Origin of the sequence: Fundidesulfovibrio soli, from assembly GCF_022808695.1 — a bacterium.
In the GTDB taxonomy this organism is placed as follows: Bacteria; Desulfobacterota; Desulfovibrionia; order Desulfovibrionales; family Desulfovibrionaceae; genus Fundidesulfovibrio; species Fundidesulfovibrio soli.
The window spans coordinates 119,253-139,963 of record NZ_JAKZKW010000007.1; the positions used below are offsets into that span (position 1 = coordinate 119,253).

The 20,711-nt window shown below is 67.1% G+C and carries 21 protein-coding genes; 15 read left to right on the forward strand and 6 right to left on the reverse strand.

All coding sequences use genetic code 11. The features are described 5' to 3' along the window. Window positions 1-292: 292 nt before the first annotated feature. The 6 genes from MLE18_RS08865 (at window position 293) to MLE18_RS08890 (ending at window position 6,252) form a co-directional block, all read left to right on the forward strand. Window positions 293-967, forward strand: coding sequence for a peroxiredoxin family protein (locus MLE18_RS08865; RefSeq protein WP_243438435.1), 675 nt, complete (start codon window positions 293-295; stop codon window positions 965-967). Beyond that, window positions 964-1,587 (forward strand): peroxiredoxin, encoded by a 624-nt coding sequence (locus MLE18_RS08870; protein WP_243438436.1) that lies wholly within the window; start codon window positions 964-966, stop codon window positions 1,585-1,587. The genes MLE18_RS08865 and MLE18_RS08870 overlap by 4 nt, the downstream gene beginning before the upstream one ends. Further along, a complete protein-coding gene (locus MLE18_RS08875) occupies window positions 1,584-2,825 on the forward strand; it encodes an ABC transporter substrate-binding protein (RefSeq protein ID WP_243438437.1) in 1,242 nt (413 codons plus the stop codon). The genes MLE18_RS08870 and MLE18_RS08875 overlap by 4 nt, the downstream gene beginning before the upstream one ends. Continuing rightward, window positions 2,822-4,843 carry an ATP-binding protein gene (locus tag MLE18_RS08880; protein WP_336605569.1) on the forward strand — a complete coding sequence of 674 codons (2,022 nt, stop codon included), beginning with the start codon at window positions 2,822-2,824 and terminating at the stop codon, window positions 4,841-4,843. The genes MLE18_RS08875 and MLE18_RS08880 overlap by 4 nt, the downstream gene beginning before the upstream one ends. Continuing rightward, a complete protein-coding gene (locus tag MLE18_RS08885; RefSeq protein WP_243438438.1) occupies window positions 4,840-5,550 on the forward strand; it encodes a response regulator in 711 nt (236 codons plus the stop codon). Before MLE18_RS08880 ends, MLE18_RS08885 begins: the two co-directional genes overlap by 4 nt. Before the next feature lie 432 nt (window positions 5,551-5,982). Beyond that, window positions 5,983-6,252, forward strand: coding sequence for an RNA recognition motif domain-containing protein (locus MLE18_RS08890; protein ID WP_243310693.1), 270 nt, complete (start codon window positions 5,983-5,985; stop codon window positions 6,250-6,252). A gap of 83 nt (window positions 6,253-6,335) precedes the next feature. Here MLE18_RS08890 and MLE18_RS08895 read toward each other — a convergent pair whose 3' ends face one another. The 3 genes from MLE18_RS08895 to MLE18_RS08905 all read right to left on the reverse strand — a co-directional run bounded on the left by MLE18_RS08895 (window position 6,336) and on the right by MLE18_RS08905 (window position 9,415). After that, window positions 6,336-7,151 carry a transposase gene (locus tag MLE18_RS08895; RefSeq protein WP_243438439.1) on the reverse strand — a complete coding sequence of 272 codons (816 nt, stop codon included), beginning with the start codon at window positions 7,149-7,151 and terminating at the stop codon, window positions 6,336-6,338. A gap of 26 nt (window positions 7,152-7,177) precedes the next feature. Beyond that, window positions 7,178-8,056: a formate dehydrogenase accessory protein FdhE gene (locus tag MLE18_RS08900; protein WP_243438440.1), complete on the reverse strand. Its 879-nt coding sequence runs from the start codon at window positions 8,054-8,056 to the stop codon at window positions 7,178-7,180. Between the two features lie 126 nt (window positions 8,057-8,182). Further along, on the reverse strand, window positions 8,183-9,415 hold the full coding sequence (locus MLE18_RS08905; protein ID WP_243438441.1) for an efflux RND transporter periplasmic adaptor subunit: 1,233 nt from the start codon (window positions 9,413-9,415) through the stop codon (window positions 8,183-8,185). A 336-nt stretch (window positions 9,416-9,751) separates the two neighbouring features. Between MLE18_RS08905 and MLE18_RS08910 the strand changes: the two genes are divergently transcribed. After that, the gene (locus tag MLE18_RS08910; RefSeq protein ID WP_243438442.1) at window positions 9,752-10,153 is read left to right on the forward strand and encodes a hypothetical protein; all 402 of its coding nucleotides are present in this window, start codon (window positions 9,752-9,754) and stop codon (window positions 10,151-10,153) included. A 144-nt stretch (window positions 10,154-10,297) separates the two neighbouring features. Here the strand turns inward: MLE18_RS08910 and MLE18_RS08915 are convergent, their stop codons facing one another. Further along, the gene (locus MLE18_RS08915) at window positions 10,298-10,807 is read right to left on the reverse strand and encodes a chemotaxis protein CheD (protein WP_243438443.1); all 510 of its coding nucleotides are present in this window, start codon (window positions 10,805-10,807) and stop codon (window positions 10,298-10,300) included. Window positions 10,808-10,993: 186 nt separating this feature from the next. On the opposite strand from MLE18_RS08915, the gene MLE18_RS08920 reads away from it, so the two are divergent. Beyond that, the gene (locus MLE18_RS08920) at window positions 10,994-11,902 is read left to right on the forward strand and encodes an ABC transporter ATP-binding protein (protein WP_243438444.1); all 909 of its coding nucleotides are present in this window, start codon (window positions 10,994-10,996) and stop codon (window positions 11,900-11,902) included. Further along, a complete protein-coding gene (locus MLE18_RS08925; RefSeq protein WP_243438445.1) occupies window positions 11,899-12,684 on the forward strand; it encodes an ABC transporter permease in 786 nt (261 codons plus the stop codon). The genes MLE18_RS08920 and MLE18_RS08925 overlap by 4 nt, the downstream gene beginning before the upstream one ends. Here MLE18_RS08925 and MLE18_RS08930 read toward each other — a convergent pair. Then, window positions 12,639-13,598 carry a tetratricopeptide repeat protein gene (locus MLE18_RS08930; protein WP_243438446.1) on the reverse strand — a complete coding sequence of 320 codons (960 nt, stop codon included), beginning with the start codon at window positions 13,596-13,598 and terminating at the stop codon, window positions 12,639-12,641. The two genes, MLE18_RS08925 and MLE18_RS08930, sit on opposite strands and share 46 nt — an antisense overlap. A gap of 218 nt (window positions 13,599-13,816) precedes the next feature. On the opposite strand from MLE18_RS08930, the gene MLE18_RS08935 reads away from it, so the two are divergent. The 4 genes from MLE18_RS08935 to smpB are packed head-to-tail and all read left to right on the forward strand — an operon-like array spanning window position 13,817 to window position 17,165. Continuing rightward, window positions 13,817-14,566, forward strand: a complete 750-nt coding sequence (locus MLE18_RS08935) for a PTS system mannose/fructose/sorbose family transporter subunit IID (RefSeq protein WP_243438447.1) — start codon at window positions 13,817-13,819, stop codon at window positions 14,564-14,566. Window positions 14,567-14,592: 26 nt separating this feature from the next. Further along, entirely contained in the window at window positions 14,593-14,901 is a 309-nt protein-coding gene (locus tag MLE18_RS08940; RefSeq protein WP_243438448.1) for an HPr family phosphocarrier protein, read from the forward strand. A 9-nt stretch (window positions 14,902-14,910) separates the two neighbouring features. Continuing rightward, window positions 14,911-16,698 (forward strand): phosphoenolpyruvate--protein phosphotransferase, encoded by a 1,788-nt coding sequence (gene ptsP / locus MLE18_RS08945; protein WP_243438449.1) that lies wholly within the window; start codon window positions 14,911-14,913, stop codon window positions 16,696-16,698. After that, window positions 16,695-17,165 carry an SsrA-binding protein SmpB gene (smpB, locus tag MLE18_RS08950; protein ID WP_243438450.1) on the forward strand — a complete coding sequence of 157 codons (471 nt, stop codon included), beginning with the start codon at window positions 16,695-16,697 and terminating at the stop codon, window positions 17,163-17,165. The genes ptsP and smpB overlap by 4 nt, the downstream gene beginning before the upstream one ends. A gap of 6 nt (window positions 17,166-17,171) precedes the next feature. Here smpB and MLE18_RS08955 read toward each other — a convergent pair whose 3' ends face one another. Then, window positions 17,172-17,864, reverse strand: coding sequence for a methyltransferase family protein (locus tag MLE18_RS08955; protein WP_243438451.1), 693 nt, complete (start codon window positions 17,862-17,864; stop codon window positions 17,172-17,174). Between the two features lie 235 nt (window positions 17,865-18,099). On the opposite strand from MLE18_RS08955, the gene MLE18_RS08960 reads away from it, so the two are divergent. Further along, window positions 18,100-19,479, forward strand: a complete 1,380-nt coding sequence (locus MLE18_RS08960; RefSeq protein WP_243438452.1) for an FAD-binding oxidoreductase — start codon at window positions 18,100-18,102, stop codon at window positions 19,477-19,479. Further along, entirely contained in the window at window positions 19,480-20,652 is a 1,173-nt protein-coding gene (locus MLE18_RS08965; protein WP_243438453.1) for a (Fe-S)-binding protein, read from the forward strand. It abuts the gene before it with no gap. Window positions 20,653-20,711: the final 59 nt, after the last annotated feature.

Here is a 20,711-nt window from a genome sequence, read left to right on the forward strand (position 1 = left end):
CACTCGTTCCCGGCGATGCAAACAAAACGCCGGTTTCCCCGGCCGCGCCCGACGGGGCGCGGCCGGGGCTTCACCCCTCCCACAGGGGCGATGCCGGCGTTGTTTTACAGAAGGCGGCGTGCCCGCCCTGCGGCGGCTTCCGGCAGGATTGGACCTCCCAACCGGTTTGCGCCAGCAGGCGGTCACGCCGCCTCGCTTTCTCTGTGCCGCTGTATCAAAACACGGAGAAATCCCAGTGGATGCTTCAAGGCCAATCCGCTATTGTCAACAAAACCACCGGGACGGTGACTCCATGAAATTTTTCCGCAGCACACTCGCCATGGCCGCCCTGACCCTTTTCGCGGCCCTGGCCCTTATTTCGTCTCTGGCCGGCCACGACGCGGCCTGGGCCGCCAACGCCTCGCAATCCCCCGAGATGCGCCCCCTGCCCGTGGGCCAGGCCTTCCCCGACCTGGTGCTCCAGGGGCCGTTCACGCCCCAGGAGGCGACACAACTGGGCATCAAGCCCGGCGCCAAGAGCTTCCGCCTGGCCGACATCAAGGCCGACACAGTGATCCTGGTGGTTTTCTCCATGTACTGCCCCTTCTGCCAGAAGGAGGGCCCGGCCCTGGTGGAGACAAACACCCTCATCCGTGAGCGCGGCCTGGCGGGCAGCGTGGCGATGGTTGGCCTGGGGGCCGGCAATTCCGAATTCGAGGTCGCCATCTACCGGGACAAATTCAAGGTGGACTTCCCCCTCTTCCATGACAAGGACTTCGCCGCCTACAAGGCCATGGGCCAGGTGGGCACCCCCTTCTATTACATCCTCTCGCGCGGGCCCAACGGGTTCACCATCGTGGACGAGTCGCTGGGCTGCATGACCTCTCCCCAGGCCTTCCTGGATTCCGTCCAAGCCAAGACCGGGGCCAAGCCCTCACCCGTGCAGGAGGCCAAGCCCGACGCCAAGGCCAAGGGGAAGAAGAAATGATCCCGAACGCCCTGAATCCCTCAAAGATGTGCCGCGCTGGCCTGCTCTTGGCCATCCTCCTGGCCGCTTTGCTTGCGCCCGCCCCTGGGTTTTGCCAGTCTCCGGTGCCGCCCGAGCTGATCTACAACCCCGGTACGCTCAAACCCGTGGACAGCACGCTGCGCGTGGCCGTGGGGGACAAGGCTCCGGACTTCTCCCTGCCCACCATTGCAGGTTCCCGTGTGAGCCTGTCCCAATACGCGGGCAAGAAGAACGTGCTGCTCACCTTCGTTCCGGCGGCCTGGACGCCCATCTGCTCGGGGCAGTGGCCCGGCTACAACCTGGCCCGGGAGATCTTCGAAAAGCACGACACGGTGCTCATCGGCATCACCTGCGACAACGTCCCCACCCTGCACGCCTGGGTCAAGGAGATGGGGGGGCTGTGGTTCCCCGTGGCCTCCGACTTCTGGCCGCACGGTGCCGTGTCGGCGGCTTACGGTGTGCTGCGCCCCGAGGGCGTGTCCGAGCGGGCGCTGTTCCTCATCGACAAGAAGGGCGTCATCCGCTTCATCGACGTGCACGACATCAACACCCGCCCGGATCTCGGCACCCTGGCCGAGGAGCTGGTCAAGCTGCAATGAACAGCCGTCCGCTCAAAGCCCGGCTGGCCGCCCTGGCGGCGTCTCTCATCACGCTGGCACTGCTTGCCGCCTGCGAGCCGCCCCCTCCCAAGGAGGCCGACACCGGGCGCATCGGCGTCACCGCGGGCGAGATCCGCATCGGCTCCAGCCTGCCCCTCTCCGGCCACGCCTCGCACCTCGGTCAGGAGACCCTGCGCGGGGCCACGGCCTACATCAACCACGTGAACACCCAGGGCGGCGTGCACGGCCGCAGGATCACGCTCATCACCCGCGACGACGGCTACGACCCACCCCGCTGCGTGGCCAACACCCAGATGCTCATCGTGGAGGACCAGGTCTTCGCCCTGAGCTGCTACGTGGGCACTCCCACCACGACCAAAATCCTGCCCATGCTGGTGGGTGCGCGCATCCCCTTGGTGGGGGCCTTCACCGGAGCCAACGACCTGCGCAACCCCTTCCAGCGCTATGTGGTCAACGTGCGGCCCTCCTACTACCAGGAGACCGCCGCCGCCGTGGAGCATATCGTCGGAGACCTGGGCCTCAAGCGCATCGGCGTGTTCTACCAGTTCGACGCCTACGGTTTCGACGGACTCAAGGGCACCGAGTTCGCCCTGCGCAGCTACGGCATGGCCCCGGTGGCCCGGGGTTCCTACGCGCGCGGCACCCTGGACGTGGAGGAGGGCCTGACCAGAATCACCGAGAGCGACGCGCAGGCTGTGGTGATCATCGGCTCGGCAGCGCCCTCGGCCAAGTTCATCAAGCTGGCCAGGGAGAAGAACCCCGACCTGGTGTTCTACGCCGTGTCCTTCGTGGGCGCGGAGGAGATCGCCCGCATGCTCGGCCCGGACGAGCGGGCCAAGGTGCTCGTCTCCCAGGTGATGCCGCCGCCCGACCTGCCGGAGACGCGCGGCCTGCTGAGCGGCGTGAAGGAGTACGACGAACTGCTGCGCGCCTCCTATCCCGGGCACAGCCCCACCTCCGTGGGCCTGGAGGGCTTCATCAACGCCAAGGTGCTGGTGGAGGGGCTGCGCCGCGCCGGGCCGGACCTGACCCGCGAGCGCTTCATCGACGCCATCGAGGACATCCGCGACTTCTCCCTGGGGCTGGCCAACACCTTGACCTACGGCCCTGGCGACCACCGGGGCCTGCAGCGCGTCTACTTCACCAAACTGGAAGAAGGCCGCTTCGTCCTGGTCAACGACTGGAGCAAACCCTTCGCCCCAAGCGCCTGCAAGTGAGCGCCTCCACGCAGACTTCCGGCCGGGCGCAGGCCATGCTCAACAGGGTGCGCACGCTCAGCCTGCGCAACAAGATCTTCCTGGCCACGGTGGGCGTGGTGCTGCTCATCAGCGGGGCCATCGCCCTGCTGGCGCGCGGCATCCTGGTGGGCACCCTGGACCGCGAGCTGGAGCTGCGCGGCGTGGCCATCGCGCAGTCCATCGCGGAGCGCGGCGGCGGCTACATCCTGGACAAACGCCCCGAGGAGTTGGTGGCGCTGCTGTTCGACGTCTCCCAGCTGGGCGACCGCAAGGCCCTGGTGGCCTACAGCTTCGTCATGGACATAGACGGCAAGCTCCTGGCCCACACCTTCGTGCGCCCCTTCCCCACCGAGCTGCTGGAGGTGGTGGCCCCGGCCGACAGCCAGGAGACCCTGGTGCGCCCCGTTCGCTTCGAGAACTCGGACGCGGTGGACATCTCCGTGCCCATCCAGGAGGGCATCTACACCCTGGGCCGGGCCCACGTGGGCCTGCGCCAGAGCCACATCGACGCCCTGGTGGCCAAGCTGCGCCTGACTTTTTTGGGCTTCATCTCCCTGGTGGTTGTCATTATCTTCCTGATCGCGCTGGTGCTCTCGGGCTACGTGGTGGAGCCCCTGCGCAAGCTGACCAGCGCGGCGGAGATCATCAGCCGGGGCAGGCTGGACCAGCCCCTGGATCTCGGCGGCGCCCCCCTGCAGCCCGGCGACTGCCCGGCCTACGCCGACACGGACCTGCCCTGCTGGCACCTGGACGAGATGGCCCCCGGCGAGGACATGCCCCCCCGCACCTGCAACCCCTGCAAGTTCTACCGCAAGCGCAAGGGCGACGAGGTGGTGCAGCTGGCAGACGCCTTCGCCAACATGGTCTGGTCCATCCGGCTTTACCGGCACAGGCTGCGCGAATCCGAGGAGCGCTACCGCCCCCTGTTCCAGGCCAACCCGGACCCCTTCCTGGTGTTGGACGTGGCCACCCGCTACTTCCTTGACGCCAACCCCCGCGCCCAGGAGCTCTACGGCTACTCCCTGGCCCAGCTCCAGGACATGACCATAGGCTCCATCGAGCCCCTGGGCACCCCGCAGGGCGTGCAGCGCTTCATCACGGAGGGCACCTCCGGCGACCACGTGCTCTACACCAAGGTGGGCCACATCACCCGCTCGGGCAAGACCATCTACGTGAACATCCACGCCACCATGGCCCCCTACCGCGAGCGCGTGGTGGTGATCTTCTCGGCCACCGACGTCACCGACCTGGTGGAAAAGGACGCCCAGCTCATCCAGGCCAGCAAGATGAAGACCCTGGGCGAAATGAGCGCGGGCATGGCTCACGAGCTCAACCAGCCGCTCAACGCCATCAAGCTCGGCAGCGACTTCCTCAAGCTGGCCGCGGGCATGGACATGGACCTGCCCAAGGCCAAATTCCAGCAGGTCTCAGACGAGATCAGCGCCCAGGTGGACCGCGCCGCTGCCATCATCTCCCACCTGCGGGAGTTCGGACGCCAGTCCGACCTGATGCCGGACAAAGTGGACATCCGCCAGCCCATCAAGGGCGTGTTCGCCATCATCGGCCAGCAGCTGGCACTGCAGAATATCGGCGTGCAGCTTGAGCTGGCGGAGGGTCTTCCGCTGGTGAGGGCCCACATCAACCGGCTGGAACAGGTGTTTTTCAACCTTGTGGCCAATGCCCGCGATGCGATACAAGCGCTGAAACAGGGGGGCGGGACGATCCTGATACGATCCTTCATGGAAAACGGCCAGTTGGTCGTTTCCGTCACGGACACCGGCTGCGGCATTCCCCCCAAGGACGTCCCCAAGATTTTCGAGCCTTTCTTCACTTCCAAGCGGGCAGGCGAGGGCATGGGCCTGGGCTTGGCGATATCCTACGGCATCATCAAGGACTACGGCGGGGATATCCAGGTGGAGAGCGAAGTGGGCAGGGGCACCACGTTCAGGCTGCTTTTCCCTCCGGCGGCCCCCCCGCTCAACGGTGAGGTTTTATGACGCGCGTTCTGGTGATCGACGACGAAAAACCCACCCTGGCCATGTTCGAGCTGCTGCTCCAGGCCATGGGCTACGAACCCTCCGTGGCCGAGTCGGGCGAGCAGGGCCTGGAAATCTTCGCCCGGGGCGACTTCCCCATCGTGCTCACGGACATCAAGATGCCGGGCATCGACGGGCTGGAGGTGCTCTCGCGCATCAAGGCCATGCGCCCCGAGACGGAGATCATCGTCATCACCGGCCACGGCGACGTTGAGCTGGCACTGGCCGCGCTCAACCTGCGGGCCACCGACTTCATAGACAAACCCATCTCCCAATCGGCGCTGACCACGGCCCTGCGCCGCGCCAGCGAACGCCTGAGCCGCACCGCCAGCGCCGCGGCCCCGGCCTTCCTGCGTATCGAGGGGGAGCTTGCCCTGCTGGAAATAAGCGGGGCCATATCAGGCGATATGGACGACATCGCCGCCCGACTGGCCGACGCCCCCCAGCTGTGCAAACTGCTGGTGACGGTGGGGGAGTACGCATCGCTCAACGGGGCGGCCATATCCGGGCTGACCTCCATCCTGGAATCGTTCAAGCTGCGCCACTGCAGCGCGGCCATCGCCTGCAAGCCGCTGAATTTCCGCCGTGTGTTCGAGGCCGCGGGCATCTCAGCCCTGGTGCAGATCTACGAGACCACCGAGCAGGCCCGGCAGGCGATGGCGCTGTAGAAGCACAGGGCTGTTCGCCATACCCGCCCCGTGCTCGTGTAACTCCTGAAATGCCGATTACTCCATAGGTTTGCATCCGCCTCTGGCCCGAGAGCCAGGCTCCGCCCGGCCGCGCCGTGCACCCCCTTCTCCCGCCAGTCCGCCCCCGCGCCCGCAACCAGGGTGGGCAAAAATGACATGCCACCCTTTCTTTTTTCAGAACGACTCCAAACCACTTACTTTTTTCCTGTTGACACACCCTGAATTCCCATATACGGCCGCCTAAATGCCATCACATATATCGGGCCTCGTTCATGCGGGGGTAAGGCCCGGTATATCGAACCTACTTGCGGGGCGCGTTTGAGGTTATCCGATGCGGTGCCTTGCGGGATGAAACGGCCGGGCAACGGCGCCCGCCGATTGTGGTAACCTCTTGCAGGAGCATTTGCGAGTATGGAGACGAACATCTACGTCGGGAATCTGCCTTTCAGCGCCACCGAAGATCAGGTTCGCCAGCTGTTTGAGACTTACGGACAGGTCACGTCCGTGAAACTCATCAACGACCGCGAAACAGGCCGCCCCCGCGGTTTCGGCTTCGTGGAAATGGATGGCGACGGCGCCAAGCAGGCCATCGAGGCCCTCAATGGCTCCGACTACGGCGGCCGCACCATGAAGGTCAACGAAGCCCGCCCCCGCGAGCGCCGTCCGGCCGGACGCTGGTAAAAGCTCCACCGAGCATCAACTTGCGGCCCGCCTCCTCACGGAGTCGGGCCGTTTTTTATTGGTGCCATCACCGCTGGCGCGGTTCACTCCTCCGGCCCGGGCATGAAGGCCAGGGCGAGGCGTGTCACCAGGTCGGCCAGGTCCTGCCCGCGATGGTTCCAGCGGAACTCCAATTCCTTGAGATAATACGGGAACTTTTCAGGCGAAACGCCCTGCAACCGGGCCAGGCGCTCCATGAGGAAGCCCCAGAAGGGGTTGGCGTCCCGCAGGTCCAGCCCGCCGCCGCGCCCCCGCAGCGCGGTGGAGACCCACTGCGGCCCCCCGCAGCACACCAGCCCCAGGTAGCCGCGCACGGGGCCGGTGTAGACCACTGAGCCCACCCGGGCGGTCCTGAGCCGGAAGTTGCTCTTGTAGAGGGTCAGGTCCGCGGCCTCAACGTCGGGCAGAAGGTCCACGAAGACCCATCGCCCGTGCTCCATCACTCCGAACACGGGCGGTGTTTCCTCGGCGTCGCGCTCGGCCAGGCTCCGCCTGATCTGGCGCGCGTCCGTAGCCTGGGAGAGGATGGCCTGGCGCAGGGCGTCCATGGCCTTGTAGGCGGTGTTGTAGGAGATATCGAGCAGGGCGGCGCTCTGCTTCACCGGGGTCTCCCCGGCGAAGAGCTCGGCCATGCGCAGCCACTGCGCGGGCCTGAGCCCCCCGGCGCCCATGAAGCGACCGGTCAGCTCGTGGAAGGTGTAGCCGCAGCCGGGGCAGCGCAGCCGCCCGGAGCCCAGCCGGTATGTCTTCCCGCTACGGCAGCGGGGGCAGCCCCATACGCCCGCCTGGCGGCACAGGGAGACTATATGCTCCCTGGCCGCCTGATCGTCCGGAAGGACGGGCTGCGGAAGGCTGTCCATGACCGCCCGGGCCAGGGCCCGGCCTCCTAGAACCCCCAGGCCGAGGCCGTGGGCCGGGTGTAGCCCTTGCGCATGGCCAGGATGTCCAGGGTCAGGGATTCCAGGTCGTCCAAGGCGGGCAGGCTGGGGCGGTCCATCTCGCGGAAGTCCGTGGTCTTGATGTAGCCCTTGCAGCTCTCGCAAACGTCCACCCGGTAACCGGGCTCCTCGTCGGCGGTGAAGAAGGGCAGCTTGGCCGCGTCGCGCTCCTGGCAGTAGGCGCACTGCAGCCTGAAGGTGCGGTATTCGGCCCGGCAGAAGGAGCAGCAGTGCACGCGCACGCCCTCCTTGCCGCGCAGCGAGGAGTGGAACGCCAGGCTGCCGCAGACGGGGCAGGTGGCCTGGTCCCAGTTTCTGTCCTGGGGCAGGGCCAGGGCGAGCACCGCGGCCCGCGCCATCAGGGAGGGCGTCATGCTGGACTGGGCCAGGAAGGCCAGGGCGCGCGGGGCCTGGGGCGTGCGCGCGGCGAAATCCTTGAAGAAGTCCAGGTCGCCGGCGAGGAAGGCGGCGTGGGCCGCGCGCATCAGCTCGTCACCTTCGGCGCGGATCACGTCGGCCGCCTGGGCCATGGGGCCGCCCATCTCCGCCAGGAGGTCCGTGAAGCGCTTGAACAGGTCCTCGGCCTGGGCCGCATCGTAAGGGAAATTGTCGCGGGCCAGCAGGGGCTTGCCCTGGATCACCTGGTCCACGCTGGAGAGCTCCACAGCGGGCATCTCCTGCGCGGCGCAGGCGGCCCGGGCTTCGTTCTGGATACGGTACACCGCCTCCACCAGCCCGAGCAGTTGGGCCGGGATGTGCTCCTTGCCGCGCATGGCGGCGAATTTGCGTTTGGCCAGTTTCTCTTCCTGCTCGATGTCGTTGAACATGTTCACCCCTGTTTCGGTATTGCGCGGCAAGCTGCCACCGCATGCGGAAGACACTTCATACTGCCACAGGACGGCGAACGCGTCCAGCGAGGCAGGCTTGCTGCCGACCTGACACCAGCACAGGCCTCAGGGAGCCAGCTTCAGGGCCACTCGCTGCCCCTGCTCCAGGCCGGAGAGCACCTGGGTGCGCTGATTGCCCTTGAGGCCGAACACTGGCTCCACAGGCCTGACGCCGCCGCGCCCGTCCTGCATGTAGACCAGGCGCTTCCCGCCCCGCGTCATCACGGCCTCGTTGGGCACTCCCAGAACGCCGGGGGCCTCCTCCACCTTGACGAGGCACTGCACGTTCATGTCCGGGCGCAGCTCCATCGACGACAGGGGGGCCAGCGGAACGATGGCCGGATAATAGAGCACCTTGGCGATGGCCTCCGGCGCGGGGGAGACGCGCTCCACCCTTGCTTCGAAAACCTGCTCCTTGCGCGCGGGCCTGAAGAAGCGCACGGGCGTGCCCTTGCGGACCCCAGCGGCTTCGGCCTCGTTGATGTAGACCCAGAGCTCCAGGTAGCGCGGGTCGATGATGGTGACGATGTTCACCGTCTCCAGCTCCGCCACCACCTGCTCCCCCTCCTGGGTGTGCACCTGGCCCACGATGCCGTCTATGGGGCTCTCGATGCGGGTCATGGAGAGGTACACATCGCACAACTCCACCGCCGCCCTGGCGGCCTCCAGCTGGCGGCGGGTCCGAGCCAATTCGCCGTCCCGCTCCCTCGCGATGCGCTCCAGCACGGCCTGCCCGGCCCGCACGCCCTGCGCGGCCACGGTCTCGTCGCGCCGCGAGGCGTCCATCGCGTCTTGTGATATGTGTCCCTGATTGCGCAGCGCATCGCGCCGCTCCCTGCCGCGCGCGGCGTAATCCAGCCTGCCGCGCCCCGCGGCGATGGCGGCCCGGGCCTCCTCCAGCCGTCCGGCAAAGAGGGCCTCGGTGCGCTCGAATTCGCTGGCCGCCGTGTCCAGGCGGGCTTGGGCCTGGGCGCGCTGGGCCTTGAGCTCGCGATCGTCGAGCTGCGCCAGCAGTTGGCCCTTGCGTACGATGTCCCCGGTGCGCACCGTGAGTTGCATCACCTGGCCCTTGAGCCGGCTGCCCACGCGCACCAGGCCTTCCGGCCTGGCCTTGATCACGCCGGGGGCCTCGACGACGCGCAGCACGTCGCCCACGGCGGCCTCGCCCCACTCCAGCACTGCCGGGGAGGAGCCGCCCGGCCCGTCGCAAGCCCCCGCCAGCAGGGCCAGGGCCAACACCAGGGCCAAAAGGGGGTTGGGCGGAAGGAGCCGCTTCGCGGCCTGTGATGTGAACCGCATGGAGGGTCAGGCCTGCGCGTTGATGATGCGCCCCTTGAAGGACTGTTCGGCAGGCGGGGGAAAATCAGAATAGCGTGGAAGCTGCAAGGAAGGCGCCCCGGCGGCCTCCGCCCCGGAGGGCGGGGATGCAAGACGGAGCTGGTGGGTGCGCTCGTGGCCGCCCTGGGGCGGCGACGCGCCTGCTGGATCGACGGGCCTCATGCCCCATGATGGCCCACGCGGCCCCGGATTGGCAAGCCGCATCCGCATCCGACGAAGACCTGAAGCGGGCTTGCCTCCCGGGCTGACCCAGGCTACAAAGGCCGACGGCCTCATTCAGGCCAAGTTGGAGAATCCATGTTCGCACGTTTTCTTACGCATCGGGAACGAGACATCAATTCCACCAGCCTTGGCAAGCAGCGCACTTTCTGCCTCAAACGGGGCGACACGCACATACGCTTCACGGGCAAGCTCCTCTCCTTCTACCACGCCGCTGACGACTGCCTGGAGCCCGCGGCCCAGAACCAGACCCACCTGGAGACCATCGCCCTCTTCCGCACCCAGAGCCAGTACCTGATCTATTACGTCCTGCTCTACCAGAACAACGAGCACCTTACCGGCAGACACGTGCACCTGCACGCCACGTCCGACCTGGACGGGGCGGAGCGCTTCATCGGCGCCATGACCTACGTCAACAAGCGCGCCTTCGCCACGGCCGTGGTGCAGGACGCCCGGGCCATGGACGCAGGCGAGATCTGACACTCCCCGGACGGTGAAGCTCCGGCGGCCTCGCCGGTGGGGCCCGCCGCGCGCGGTTGCCGGTTGCATGTCGGCAAATGCTGCCGCACGCCGTGCATGTCGAAGCCTGTCGGGTTGTCGCAGGCGGGAGGCGGGAGCAGGCCTCTAGGCCGGAGGCATCGAGTTGAGGGGGTGGACATGCAGCTCACCGGTGTGCGTCTCGAAGAAGACCTTGCGGCCCTTGGCGCCGCCCAGATCCATCGATTCGGGCCTGATCCCGAGGGAGCGGCAGACCTCCAGAGCGCAATCGGCGTTCTTGCGTCCCACGCCGCAGGTATCGTCCGACACCAGCCCGTTGGCGCCGCCCACCAGAGCCACGCGCAATCCGGCCGGACGCACGCCCATGAGGCGGAACTGCTCCACCGTATGGAGAATGGCCGTATCCACGTACTTGAACACGGTGTGCCGCCCCCACTCGTTGTAGTCTGCGCGGCAGGGAAGGAAGGCGTGGAAGATGGCTCCCGCTCGGCGCGCCGGAGAATAAAACACCCCCGCCAGGCAGGAGCCCAGCACGGTCTGGACGATGGTCGGGGACATGTACAGCCCGCCCTCGGCCACCTTGAGGTATTCGGTGGCCGCGCCTGGATGGCGGGTCTGCATCTCCCTCAGCACCATGGGGGGATTCGTTCGCGGGCAGATCAGGGCGCACCTCCGCAGCCGAAAATCCCTCAGGCGGAAACGCAACCTGGTCGGGATTATTCCTATTAGGAATCTAGCACCTTCCTCCCTGACTGACAACCTACCTGGGCGGTTCCAGCCCGGCCACTGGCGCAGGCTGGCCGCCTCTGCTATGGAGTACTGATGGACGCCGTGATCGAGGCCGTGGGCCTGCGCAAACATTTCGGAACTTTCGCCGCCGTGGACGGGCTGGACATGCGGGTGCCGCGCGGCAGCGTCTACGGCCTGCTGGGGCCCAACGGGGCCGGCAAGACCTCCACCATCCGCATGGTCTACGGGTTCAGCCCCAAAACCGGTGGCGAACTGCGCGTGTTCGGGCAGGACATCGACGTCCACTGGCGCTCCATCAGGGCGCGCATCGGGGTCTGCCAGCAGGAGAACACCCTGGACCCCGACCTCACCGTGGAGCAGAACATGCTGGCCTTCGCAGGCTATTTCGCCATGGACTCCGCCACGGCCCGGGCGCGCTCCGCCGAACTGCTGGAGTTCTTCTCTCTGGATACCCGCCGCAAGGACGACGTGCGCGACCTCTCCGGCGGCATGGCCCGCAGGCTCATGCTGGCCCGCGCCCTGGTCAACGCCCCGGAACTGGTCATCCTGGACGAGCCCACCACCGGGCTGGACCCGCAGTCGCGCCACCAGCTCTGGGACAGGCTGCTGGACCTGCGCGCACAGGGCCTGACCATCTTCATCACCACCCACTACATGGACGAGGCCGCCATCCTCTGCGACGAACTGCTGATCATGGACAACGGGAAAGCGCTGGTGCGCGGTACCCCTGCCGCGCTGATCGCCTCCCATTCGGGCAAGGCCGTGCTGGAGATCACCAACCCCGACGAGTCCACCCGGGCCGCCGCCGAGGCGTCCTCCCTCGATACGGAGGACTTCGGGCGACGCGTGCTGGTCTTCGCCGAGGACTTCTCCGAACTGGAGGCGCTGCGGGCCGCCCTGCCTCCCGGGCAGCACGTGCTGCGCCCCTCCACCCTGGAGGACGTCTTCCTGCGCCTCACCGGCAGGGAGCTGCGCGAATGAAGATGCTCTCGAGAATCTCGTCGCGCCTGTGGCGGGTCTGGGCGCGCAACCTGATGGTCTACCTGCGCACCTGGAAGGTCAACTTCATACCGCCCATGGCCGAGCCGGTGCTCTACATCCTGGCCTTCGGCGCGGGCATCGGCGGGCTTGTGGGCAGCGTGCGCGTGGACGGCGCGTCCGTGCCGTACACCGCCTACATCGCCCCGGGCCTCATCGCGGCCTCGGTGATGTGGCAGTCCTTCTACGAGAACACCTACTCGTCCTTCGTGCGCATGTTCTACCAGAAGACCTTCGACGCCATGCTGGCCACACCCCTCTCCCTGGAGGACGTGATCACGGCGGAGATCGTCTGGGGGGCGACCAAGTCGGTTGCCAGCACGGTGCTCATGGGCACGGTCATCGCCTGCTTCGGGCTGATCTCGCTGCCGGACGGGCTCTGGCTGATCCCGCTCTCGGCGCTGGGCGGGCTGGCTTTCGGGTCTGTGGCCATGTGGCTCACCGGGCTGACCCCCACCATCGAGATGTTCAACCTGCCCATCTTCCTGTTCATCACGCCCATGTTCCTGTTCAGCGGAGCGTTCTTCCCGGTGGAGGGCCTGCCTGCCTGGGCCTCGGGCCTGGCGCAGCTGCTGCCGCTCTACCACCTGACGCAGGCCAGCCGCGCCCTGTGCCTGGGCACGGCCACGGCGAAGATCTGGTGGAATGCGGCCTACCTGGCCCTGTTCACGGTGGTGTTCTACCCGCTGGCCGTGGAGGCCATGAGGAAGCGGCTGATCAAGTAGGCGCGGACGCTCCCACGCCTGTGGGCTGCTCCAGCGCGAGGCTTTGCCGCTTCGTGTGGAACGCGCCAGCGCTCCATACGAGAACAGCCCGGGCGAGCCCCCCATTGCGGGGGGGCTCGCCCGGGCTGTTCTCGTCGAGGAAAAAATCCGCCTAGCCCCTCACCGTGGTCTCGGTCAGCTATCACCTTCTTCTCGGTCAGCTCCACCACCTCCCTGGCCTCGGCCAGGTTCGGGTCGCGGTCCAGGGCGGAGCGGGCCGCGTCGTAGGCCTTGTCCCACTGGCCCATTTTGTAGAGCACCTTGGCCAAGGTCACGTAGGTCTTGGGGTGCGCGCCGAAGTTCTTGAGCGCCTCACGCAGGAACTTCTCCGCCATGGTGAGTTCGCCGATGGCCTGGCAGGCCTCAACAGCCATGCCGTAAGCGGCGGCGTCCTTGGGGTTGATCTCGATGGCGCGCTCCGTGAAAGGGATCACGTCGCCCGGCAGTTTGGCGTCCGCGAGCATCCTGGCGGCGCGGCTGAAGATGCCCGGCTCGTCCGGGTACTGTTCGCAGACGTTGTTGAGCAGGCGCCTGGTGGAGGGCAGATTCTTCTCCCGCAGGGCCTCGGCGGCCTTCTCGAAGAAGGTGGCGATGCGGTCCTGCCGGTCGCGCTGCACCTTTTCGGCCGCGGCCTGCTCCAGCTTCTCCAGGTGGGCGCACAGCCCGGCCAGGGCCTGGGAGAACTGCTTCTCGCTGCCGCGCTTGTAGATGAACGGCCCGCGCAGCTGGGCCTTGATGTCCGGGACGAGTTCCAGCTCGCGCAGCATGTCCGCCAGAAGGATTTCCAACTCGAACTTGGCCCTGCCCATGATCGCCGTGCTGGTGGCGTAAGCCTCGAAGGCCTTGCTTCCCGCCGCCAGGGCCTTGGTGGCCATGAACCGCCTCGCGTATCCTACAGCTCGTGCAATGTCTTCCTTGACCGACTTCGCGCTTGCCCCGCTCATGCTCAGCTCCTGCAGGAAAATAGCAATAAAATTCACTATAGGCCGGTACACCGTGCAGGGCAAGCCCGCTGGCCGCGCTTGTCATTTCCCCCGGCATTTGCCACAAACGACCGGACGGAGGCCTGCGAAGCCTCCGCCGGACGCACACTATGGCTACCCCAGGCACGCTCAACGCGTCGTTGCTCATCAGAACCTTCCTGCGCACCTACTTCGTCGGGGCGGCCTTCAACACGCGCGGGCTCCAGACCGTGGGCCTGGCCCTGGCCATGGAGCCGGGGCTCACCGCCATCTATCCCGACCCCGTGGAGCTGCGCCACGCCTGGAAGCGCTACATGAGCGTCTACAACACCCATCCGCTCTGGACGCCCTTCCTGGTGGGGGTCTTCCTGGCCCTGGAGTCGCGCATCGCGCGCAAGCAGTTTCCCGAGGCCATGCTGGAGCAGGTCAAGAGCACCGTGGTCTTCACGCTCTCGGCGGTGGGGGATTCCTTTTTCGGCAGCAGCCTGATCGGCTTCTGGGCGCTCTCCACCGCCTGCCTGCTGGCGGCGGGGCTGCCCGTGGCCGCGTTCCTGATGGCGGCGGCGCTGTTCCTGGCGCTCAACGCCTTCAAGCTGGCGACGTTCATCATGGGCTATCGACAGGGTTTCGCGGCGCTCACGCGCATCAAGAGCTGGGACCTGGTGAACTGGGCCAGGCGGCTCAAGGTGCTCAACGGGGCGCTCCTGGTGCTGCTCTGGGCCATCGTCTGGCCCAGAGAGACCGACGCCCTGGCCTGGGCGGGGGGCGTGCTCATGGTGCTGGGCCTGGCCTACGGGGCCGGACGGCTGAGGATAAACCGGGAGATTCTCGTGGGGGCGGGAATAGCCGCGGGTTTGTTTTTTTTGTGGATTCGTTTATAATGGATCGCTTTTAACCGGTGAACAACATGTCCGACACATCATCCTTTCCCGAATCCGACGCCTCCACGGACGGTTACGTGCGCATCGTCTGCGTGCTCAACGAGCAGGGCCTGCACGCCCGCCCGGCGGCCCGCCTGGCCCAGGAGGCGCAGAAGTTCTCGGCGGACATCTCCATCAAGCAGGGCAGCCAGCAGGTGGACGCCAAGTCCATCCTGGACATTCTCACCCTCGCCGCCCGCCACGGGACCAACCTGGAGCTTCGCGCCAAGGGCGACGACGCCCGGGAAGCCCTGGACTGCCTGGCGGACATGTTCAAGAAACGCTTCCAACAATAAGGCGCCCCCATGGCCCTCGCCACCCTCACGGGCATACCCATCTCCGCAGGCATCGCCATCGGCAAGGCCTTTTTCGTCAACCGCTCCCAGTTCGGGCAGGTGCCCCGGCTGGCGCTGCTCGACGAGCAGGTCGAACCCGAGGCCCAGCGCCTGCGTGACGCCTTCGAGCAGGCCAAGCGCGAGCTGGCCGCCATCCGCGAGCGCGTGCCCGCCGAACTCCAGGACCACGCCCTGATCATCGACTCCCACCTGATGATCATGAGCGACCCGAAGCTCATGGGCTCGGCGCTTACGCACCTCACGGGCCTGCGCATCAACGCCGAGTGGGCCCTGGAGAAGGCCGTGGCCGACTTGGAGGAGGCCTTCAACGCCCTGGACGACCCCTATTTCCGCGAGCGCCTGCAGGACGTCCGCCTCGTGGCCGACCGCGTGCGCGGCAGGCTCATGGGCCAGAAGGTCGACTTCAAGACCCTGGGCAGCCGCGCCGTGCTCATGGCCAACGACCTGACCCCCGCCGACACCGTGGAGCTCCAGGTGGACAAGATCATGGGCTTCGCCACCGCGCAGGGCGGCAAGACCTCCCACGCGGGCATCCTGGCCAAGTCCCTGGGCATCCCGGCTGTGGTGGGCGTGGGCGGCATGGAGGCCGCCGTGCAGGACGGCCACCTGGTGGTGGTGGACGGCCTCAAGGGCCAGGTGATCGTGGAGCCCGACGAGGAGGAGCTGGCCCGCTACGGCGACCTCAAGTACCAGTACGAGTCCTACAGGGGTTCGATCATCCGCAACTGCCACCTCCCGGGCGAGACGCTGGACGGCTACCGCATCAAGGTGAAGGCCAACATCGAGCTCTACGAGGAGGTGGCCCAGGTCATCGACAACGGGGGCGACGGCATCGGCCTGTTCCGCACTGAATACACCTACCTCAACCGCACCGCCCTGCCCGAGGAGGACGAGCTTTTCGAGCATTACCGCGACCTGGCGGACATCCTCTCACCCCAGCGGGTGACGCTGCGCACCCTGGACCTGGGCGCGGACAAGTTCATGGCCCACTTCGGCCGCCTTGAGGAGCAGAACCCGGCCATGGGGCTGCGCGCCGTGCGCTTCTGCCTGCGCAACAAGGACCTCTTCCGCACCCAGCTGCGCGCCATCCTGCGGGCCTCGGTGGTGGGCAACATCTCCATGATGTTCCCCATGATCTCCGGCCTCAAGGAGCTGCGCCAGTCCATGACGCTTCTGCGCCAGTGCCAGCAGGAGCTGCGCAGCCAGGGCCTGCCCTACGACCCGGACATGCCCGTGGGAATCATGGTGGAGCTGCCCTCCGCCGTGATGACCGCCGAGACCCTGGCCCGCGAGGTGGACTTCTTCTCCATCGGCACCAACGACCTCATCCAGTACACCCTGGGCATCGACCGCACCAACCGGCACGTGTCCTACCTGTACCAGCCCCTGCACCCGGCCGTGGTGCGCTCCATCAAGCACGTGGTGGACGCCGCCCACCAGGCCGGCATCGAATGCAACCTCTGCGGCGAGATGGCCTCCGACCCCTTCTGCATGCCCATCCTCATGGGCATGCAGATCGACGCCGTGAGCCTCAACCCCCAGACCATCCCCGGCATCAAGCACATCGTGCGCCAGACCACCATGGACGACTGCAAGAACCTGCTCAAGCAGGTGCTTGAAAGCCCCACCGTGGCCCGCACCAACCAGCTTGTGCGCGAAACCATATTCCAGAAATTCCCGGACCAGCTCTCGTTCTTCTTCTCCCTGCTGGATTCCGAGGAGGGCCCATCGCAGTGAGCGCCAAATCCGGCGAAGCCGTCAAGATCATCGCCATCAACAAGAAAGCCCGCCACTTCTACGAGCTGCTGGGCACCATGGAAGCCGGCATGGCCCTCACGGGGCCCGAGGTCAAAAGCCTGCGCGCGGGCAAGGTCAACTTCAAGGACGGATACGTGCGCTTCACGTCGTCCTTCGAGGCGTACCTGTGCGGCGTGCACATCAGCCCCTACGAAAACGCCGGGCGCGACCAGCAGGACCCGGACAGGGAGCGCAAGCTCCTGCTGCACAGCCACGAGATCAGGGCCTGGAAGGCCAAGATGGAGCAGAAAGGGCTCACCGTGGTGCCGGTGAAGCTGTACCTCAAGCGCGGCAGGATAAAGCTGGAGATCGCGCTGGCGCGCGGCAAGAACGTGCATGATAGAAGAGATGCGCTCAAGGAGCGGGATTTGGATAGAGAGGCGGCACGGGAGATGGACAGATTTTAGCCCCGCTCAATACACCCCCGGCACCAGCCGCCACGTCCGCTTGCCGTACGCCTCGTACTCCTCGCCGAAGGTCTCGGCCAGCAGCCGTTCCTCGGCCTTGATCCTGGCCAGCAGGGGGACAACGATCAGCGCCGTGAGCATTACGCCAATGCCGGAGCGGAACGTCAGCCCCCAGCCCAGCGAGTTCAGCAGCAGCCCGGCGTAGCTGGGGTGGCGGATCACACCGTAGATCCCGCCGGTCACCAGCCTGTGCCCTTGCTGGATGGCCACCAGCCCGCTGAAGCGGTCCCCCAGCACGAACACAGGCCAGAGCCTGAGCACCCCGCCCGCGCAGTAGAGCGCCAGGCCCAGCCAGCGCACTCCGTCGCCGCCCAGCGTCAGGAAATTGAGCCTGTCCGTGAGCGCGGGCAGGTAGCCGTCCAGCAGCCCCAACACCATGAAGGCCCAGAGCACCCACCTGTTGCCCTTGTCCTCCTTCACCCCCGGGCTCACATTGCCCCCGGCGAAGCATGAGGCCACGGCCAGCGACAGCGTTGCCGCCGCCAGCGCCCACATGGCCGGTTGCGCGAAGAACTCCCCGGCCCCGCCCCAGCCCAGCACGGCCAGCCAGAAATAGGCCCCCGTGAGCACGATGATGAACACGAACCGCGCGAAAGGCTTCATCACGACCTTCTCCCTCCGGGTTGGACGTCTTCTCATGCCGGACTCACCTCCGGACACTCTCCCAACCATCCATGCCGATACCTCCACCGCCTCCGCCGGGCAAGCTCCCGCCGCTCATTACGCCCCCGGCGGCCTTGACTCCCGGGATTTCTGATGTAACTGATCCTGGAAAAATACGGCGGCCGCCCTGGGGCCGCTCCAGGCGCGCGCCCTCCCCAGCCGTTCCAGGATAAATCCCCAACATCCAGAAGAGAATACAGGCCCACCGAGCATGTCCACCCTGCCCCATTCGCTCCTGCGCTCGCTGCAGGCCGTATTTCCAGGCGACGCCCTGATCCTCGGCCAGGAGGAAACCCTGACCTTCGGCAAGGACGCCAGCCGCAAGTTCGCCCAGCCCCTGGCCGTTGTGCGCCCCGAAAGCACGGAGCATTGCTCCGAGCTTTTGCGCCTCGCCCAGGAGTGGCGCATGCCCATCTACGCGCGCGGGCGGGCCACCAACGTGGTCGGCGGCTGTGTGCCCACCACCCCGGGCATCGTGGTGAGCACGGCGCGCATGGCCCGCATCCTGGACATCGACGGCGACGACTTCGTGGCCGTGTGCCAGCCCGGCGTGGTCACCGGCGACCTGCAGGAGGCCGCCAAGGCCAAAGGCCTGCTCTACGCGCCGGACCCGGCCAGCGCCCAGTTCTCCTCCATCGCGGGCAACATCGCCATGAACGCGGGCGGCCTGCGCGCCGTGAAGTATGGCTGCACGCGGGACTGGGTCCTGGGCGTGGAGGCGGTCATGCCCGGCGGCACCGTGCTTCGCCTGGGCTCGCGCTGCCACAAGGACGTTGCCGGGCTGGACCTGGCCCGCCTGTTCGTGGGCTCCGAGGGCACCCTGGGCCTCATCACCGAGGCCACGCTCAAGCTCCTGCCGCTGCCCGAATCCCAGGCCACGCTGCTGGCCGTGTTCCCGAGTGACGACCAGGCCCTGGCCGCCATGCGCGACGTGTTCCGGGCGGGCATCCTGCCCACGGCCATGGAGTTCATGTCCGGCGACGTGCTCTGGGCCCTGGGCCGCCTGGGCGCCGTGCCCTGGCCGGAGGGCTCCAAGGCGGCGCTGCTCATCTCCATCGACGGCTCGCACGAGGCCCTCAAGCACGACCTGGAGCGCGTGCGCCGCGCCGTGGAACCCAACGCGCCCTCCCTGCTGGAGCAGGCCAGCACCCCCCAGGAGGAGGACGCCCTCTGGAGCCACCGCCGCCAGGTGAACCAGGCCGTGTTCGTCTACGGGCCGGACAAGAGCTCCGACGACATCGCCGTGCCGCGCGGCCGCGTGGGCGAGACCGTGAAGCGCATCAGCGAGATAGCCAGGAAACTGGACGTGAAGATCATCACCTACGGCCACCTGGGCGACGGCAACATCCACGTCAACTACGTCTTCGACGCCGCCGACAAGGGCGAGAGCAACCGCATCAAGGACGCCAAGACCCAGGTGCTGGAGCTGACCCTGTCCCTGGGCGGCACCATCACCGGCGAGCACGGCGTGGGCCTCTCCAAGATGGGCTGGATAGCCCGCAAGGTCGGCCCCGACGCCCTGGCCGCCATGCACGCGGTCAAAGCCGCTTTGGACCCCCTGGGGATCATGAACCCGGGCAAGGGATACTAGATGAGCACCGACACCACCGCCTCCCAGGCCCCGCGCGAGCCCAAGTGCGTCTTCTGCGGGCGCTGCCTGGAAGTCTGCCCCCTCTTCGCCGCCACCGGCAAGGAAGAGTTGAGCCCCCGCGCCAAGTTCGCCCTGAACACCGCACTGGACGACCCCGACCACGACATCGCGGCCAAGGCCGCCCTGCGCCTCACCGGCAAATGCTTGAGCTGCGGCAAGTGCGAGAAGGCCTGCCCCAACAAGCTCTGCGCCCCCAAACTGGTGACGGAGATGCGCGCCGCCAACCCCAATATCCGCTCCGCGCTCTGGGGGCTGTGGGTGGGCCAGGCCAAGGTGCTCTGGCCCATGATGGCCACACTCTCGCGCTTCGCACCGCATTTCCGCTACGGCAGGCTGGAGTCCATGCTCTCGGGCCTCAAGGCCCTGGATGCCGGAAAGTCAGCCGAGCCGTGGGTCAAGGCGGTCTCTTTCCAGGCTTGCGGCCAGGGGCGCAAGGCCGTAGTGTTCCCCGGCTGCGTGGCCAGCCACGTGCGCCCGCAGTGGAACGAGACGGCCGGGAAGATGCTGCGCGGCATGGGCTTCGACCTGCTGCCCAACCCCGGCTTCACCTGCTGCGCCTGCACCCTGGGCCACGCGGGGCTCAAGGACCCGCAGCGCCAGATGCAGCTCAAGAACGTGCAGGCCTGGCGCGACGCGGGGCGGCCCGAGATCGTGGTCTTCTGCGCCACCTGCCACTGCGGCCTGAAAGGCTACGCCGACGCGGAGCTCGGCTGGGAGCTGGGCGAGCGCGAGCGCTGGGCCCAGTCGCTGACCCCGCTCTCCACCCTGGCTGGCAAGGCCGTATACGAAGTGCGGGACAACGCCCCGGCCAAGGTGCACTACCACGCGCCCTGCCACGGCGCGGGCGCAGGGCTGGACCAGAAGTTCCTGAGCGCGCTCCTGGGGGAGAGGCTCTCCACGCGCGGCAAGAAGAACCTCTGCTGCGGCTTCGGCGGATCGCTCAAGCTCTCCGCACCCGAGCTTTCCGACCAGGTGGCCAAGCGCTGCCTCGAATTCTACGCGCCCGGGCAGGGGGAGCTGATGCTCTCAGGCTGCGCCGGATGCGTGATCCAATTGCGGGCCGGAGCCCCCTCCGAAGTGAACGTGGGGCACTGGCTGGAGATTATTTCCTAGAACGGGCCCATACCGCCCGAGGGGGCCTAAGCCCCCGCCCGGCGCGCACGGCGCGCCCC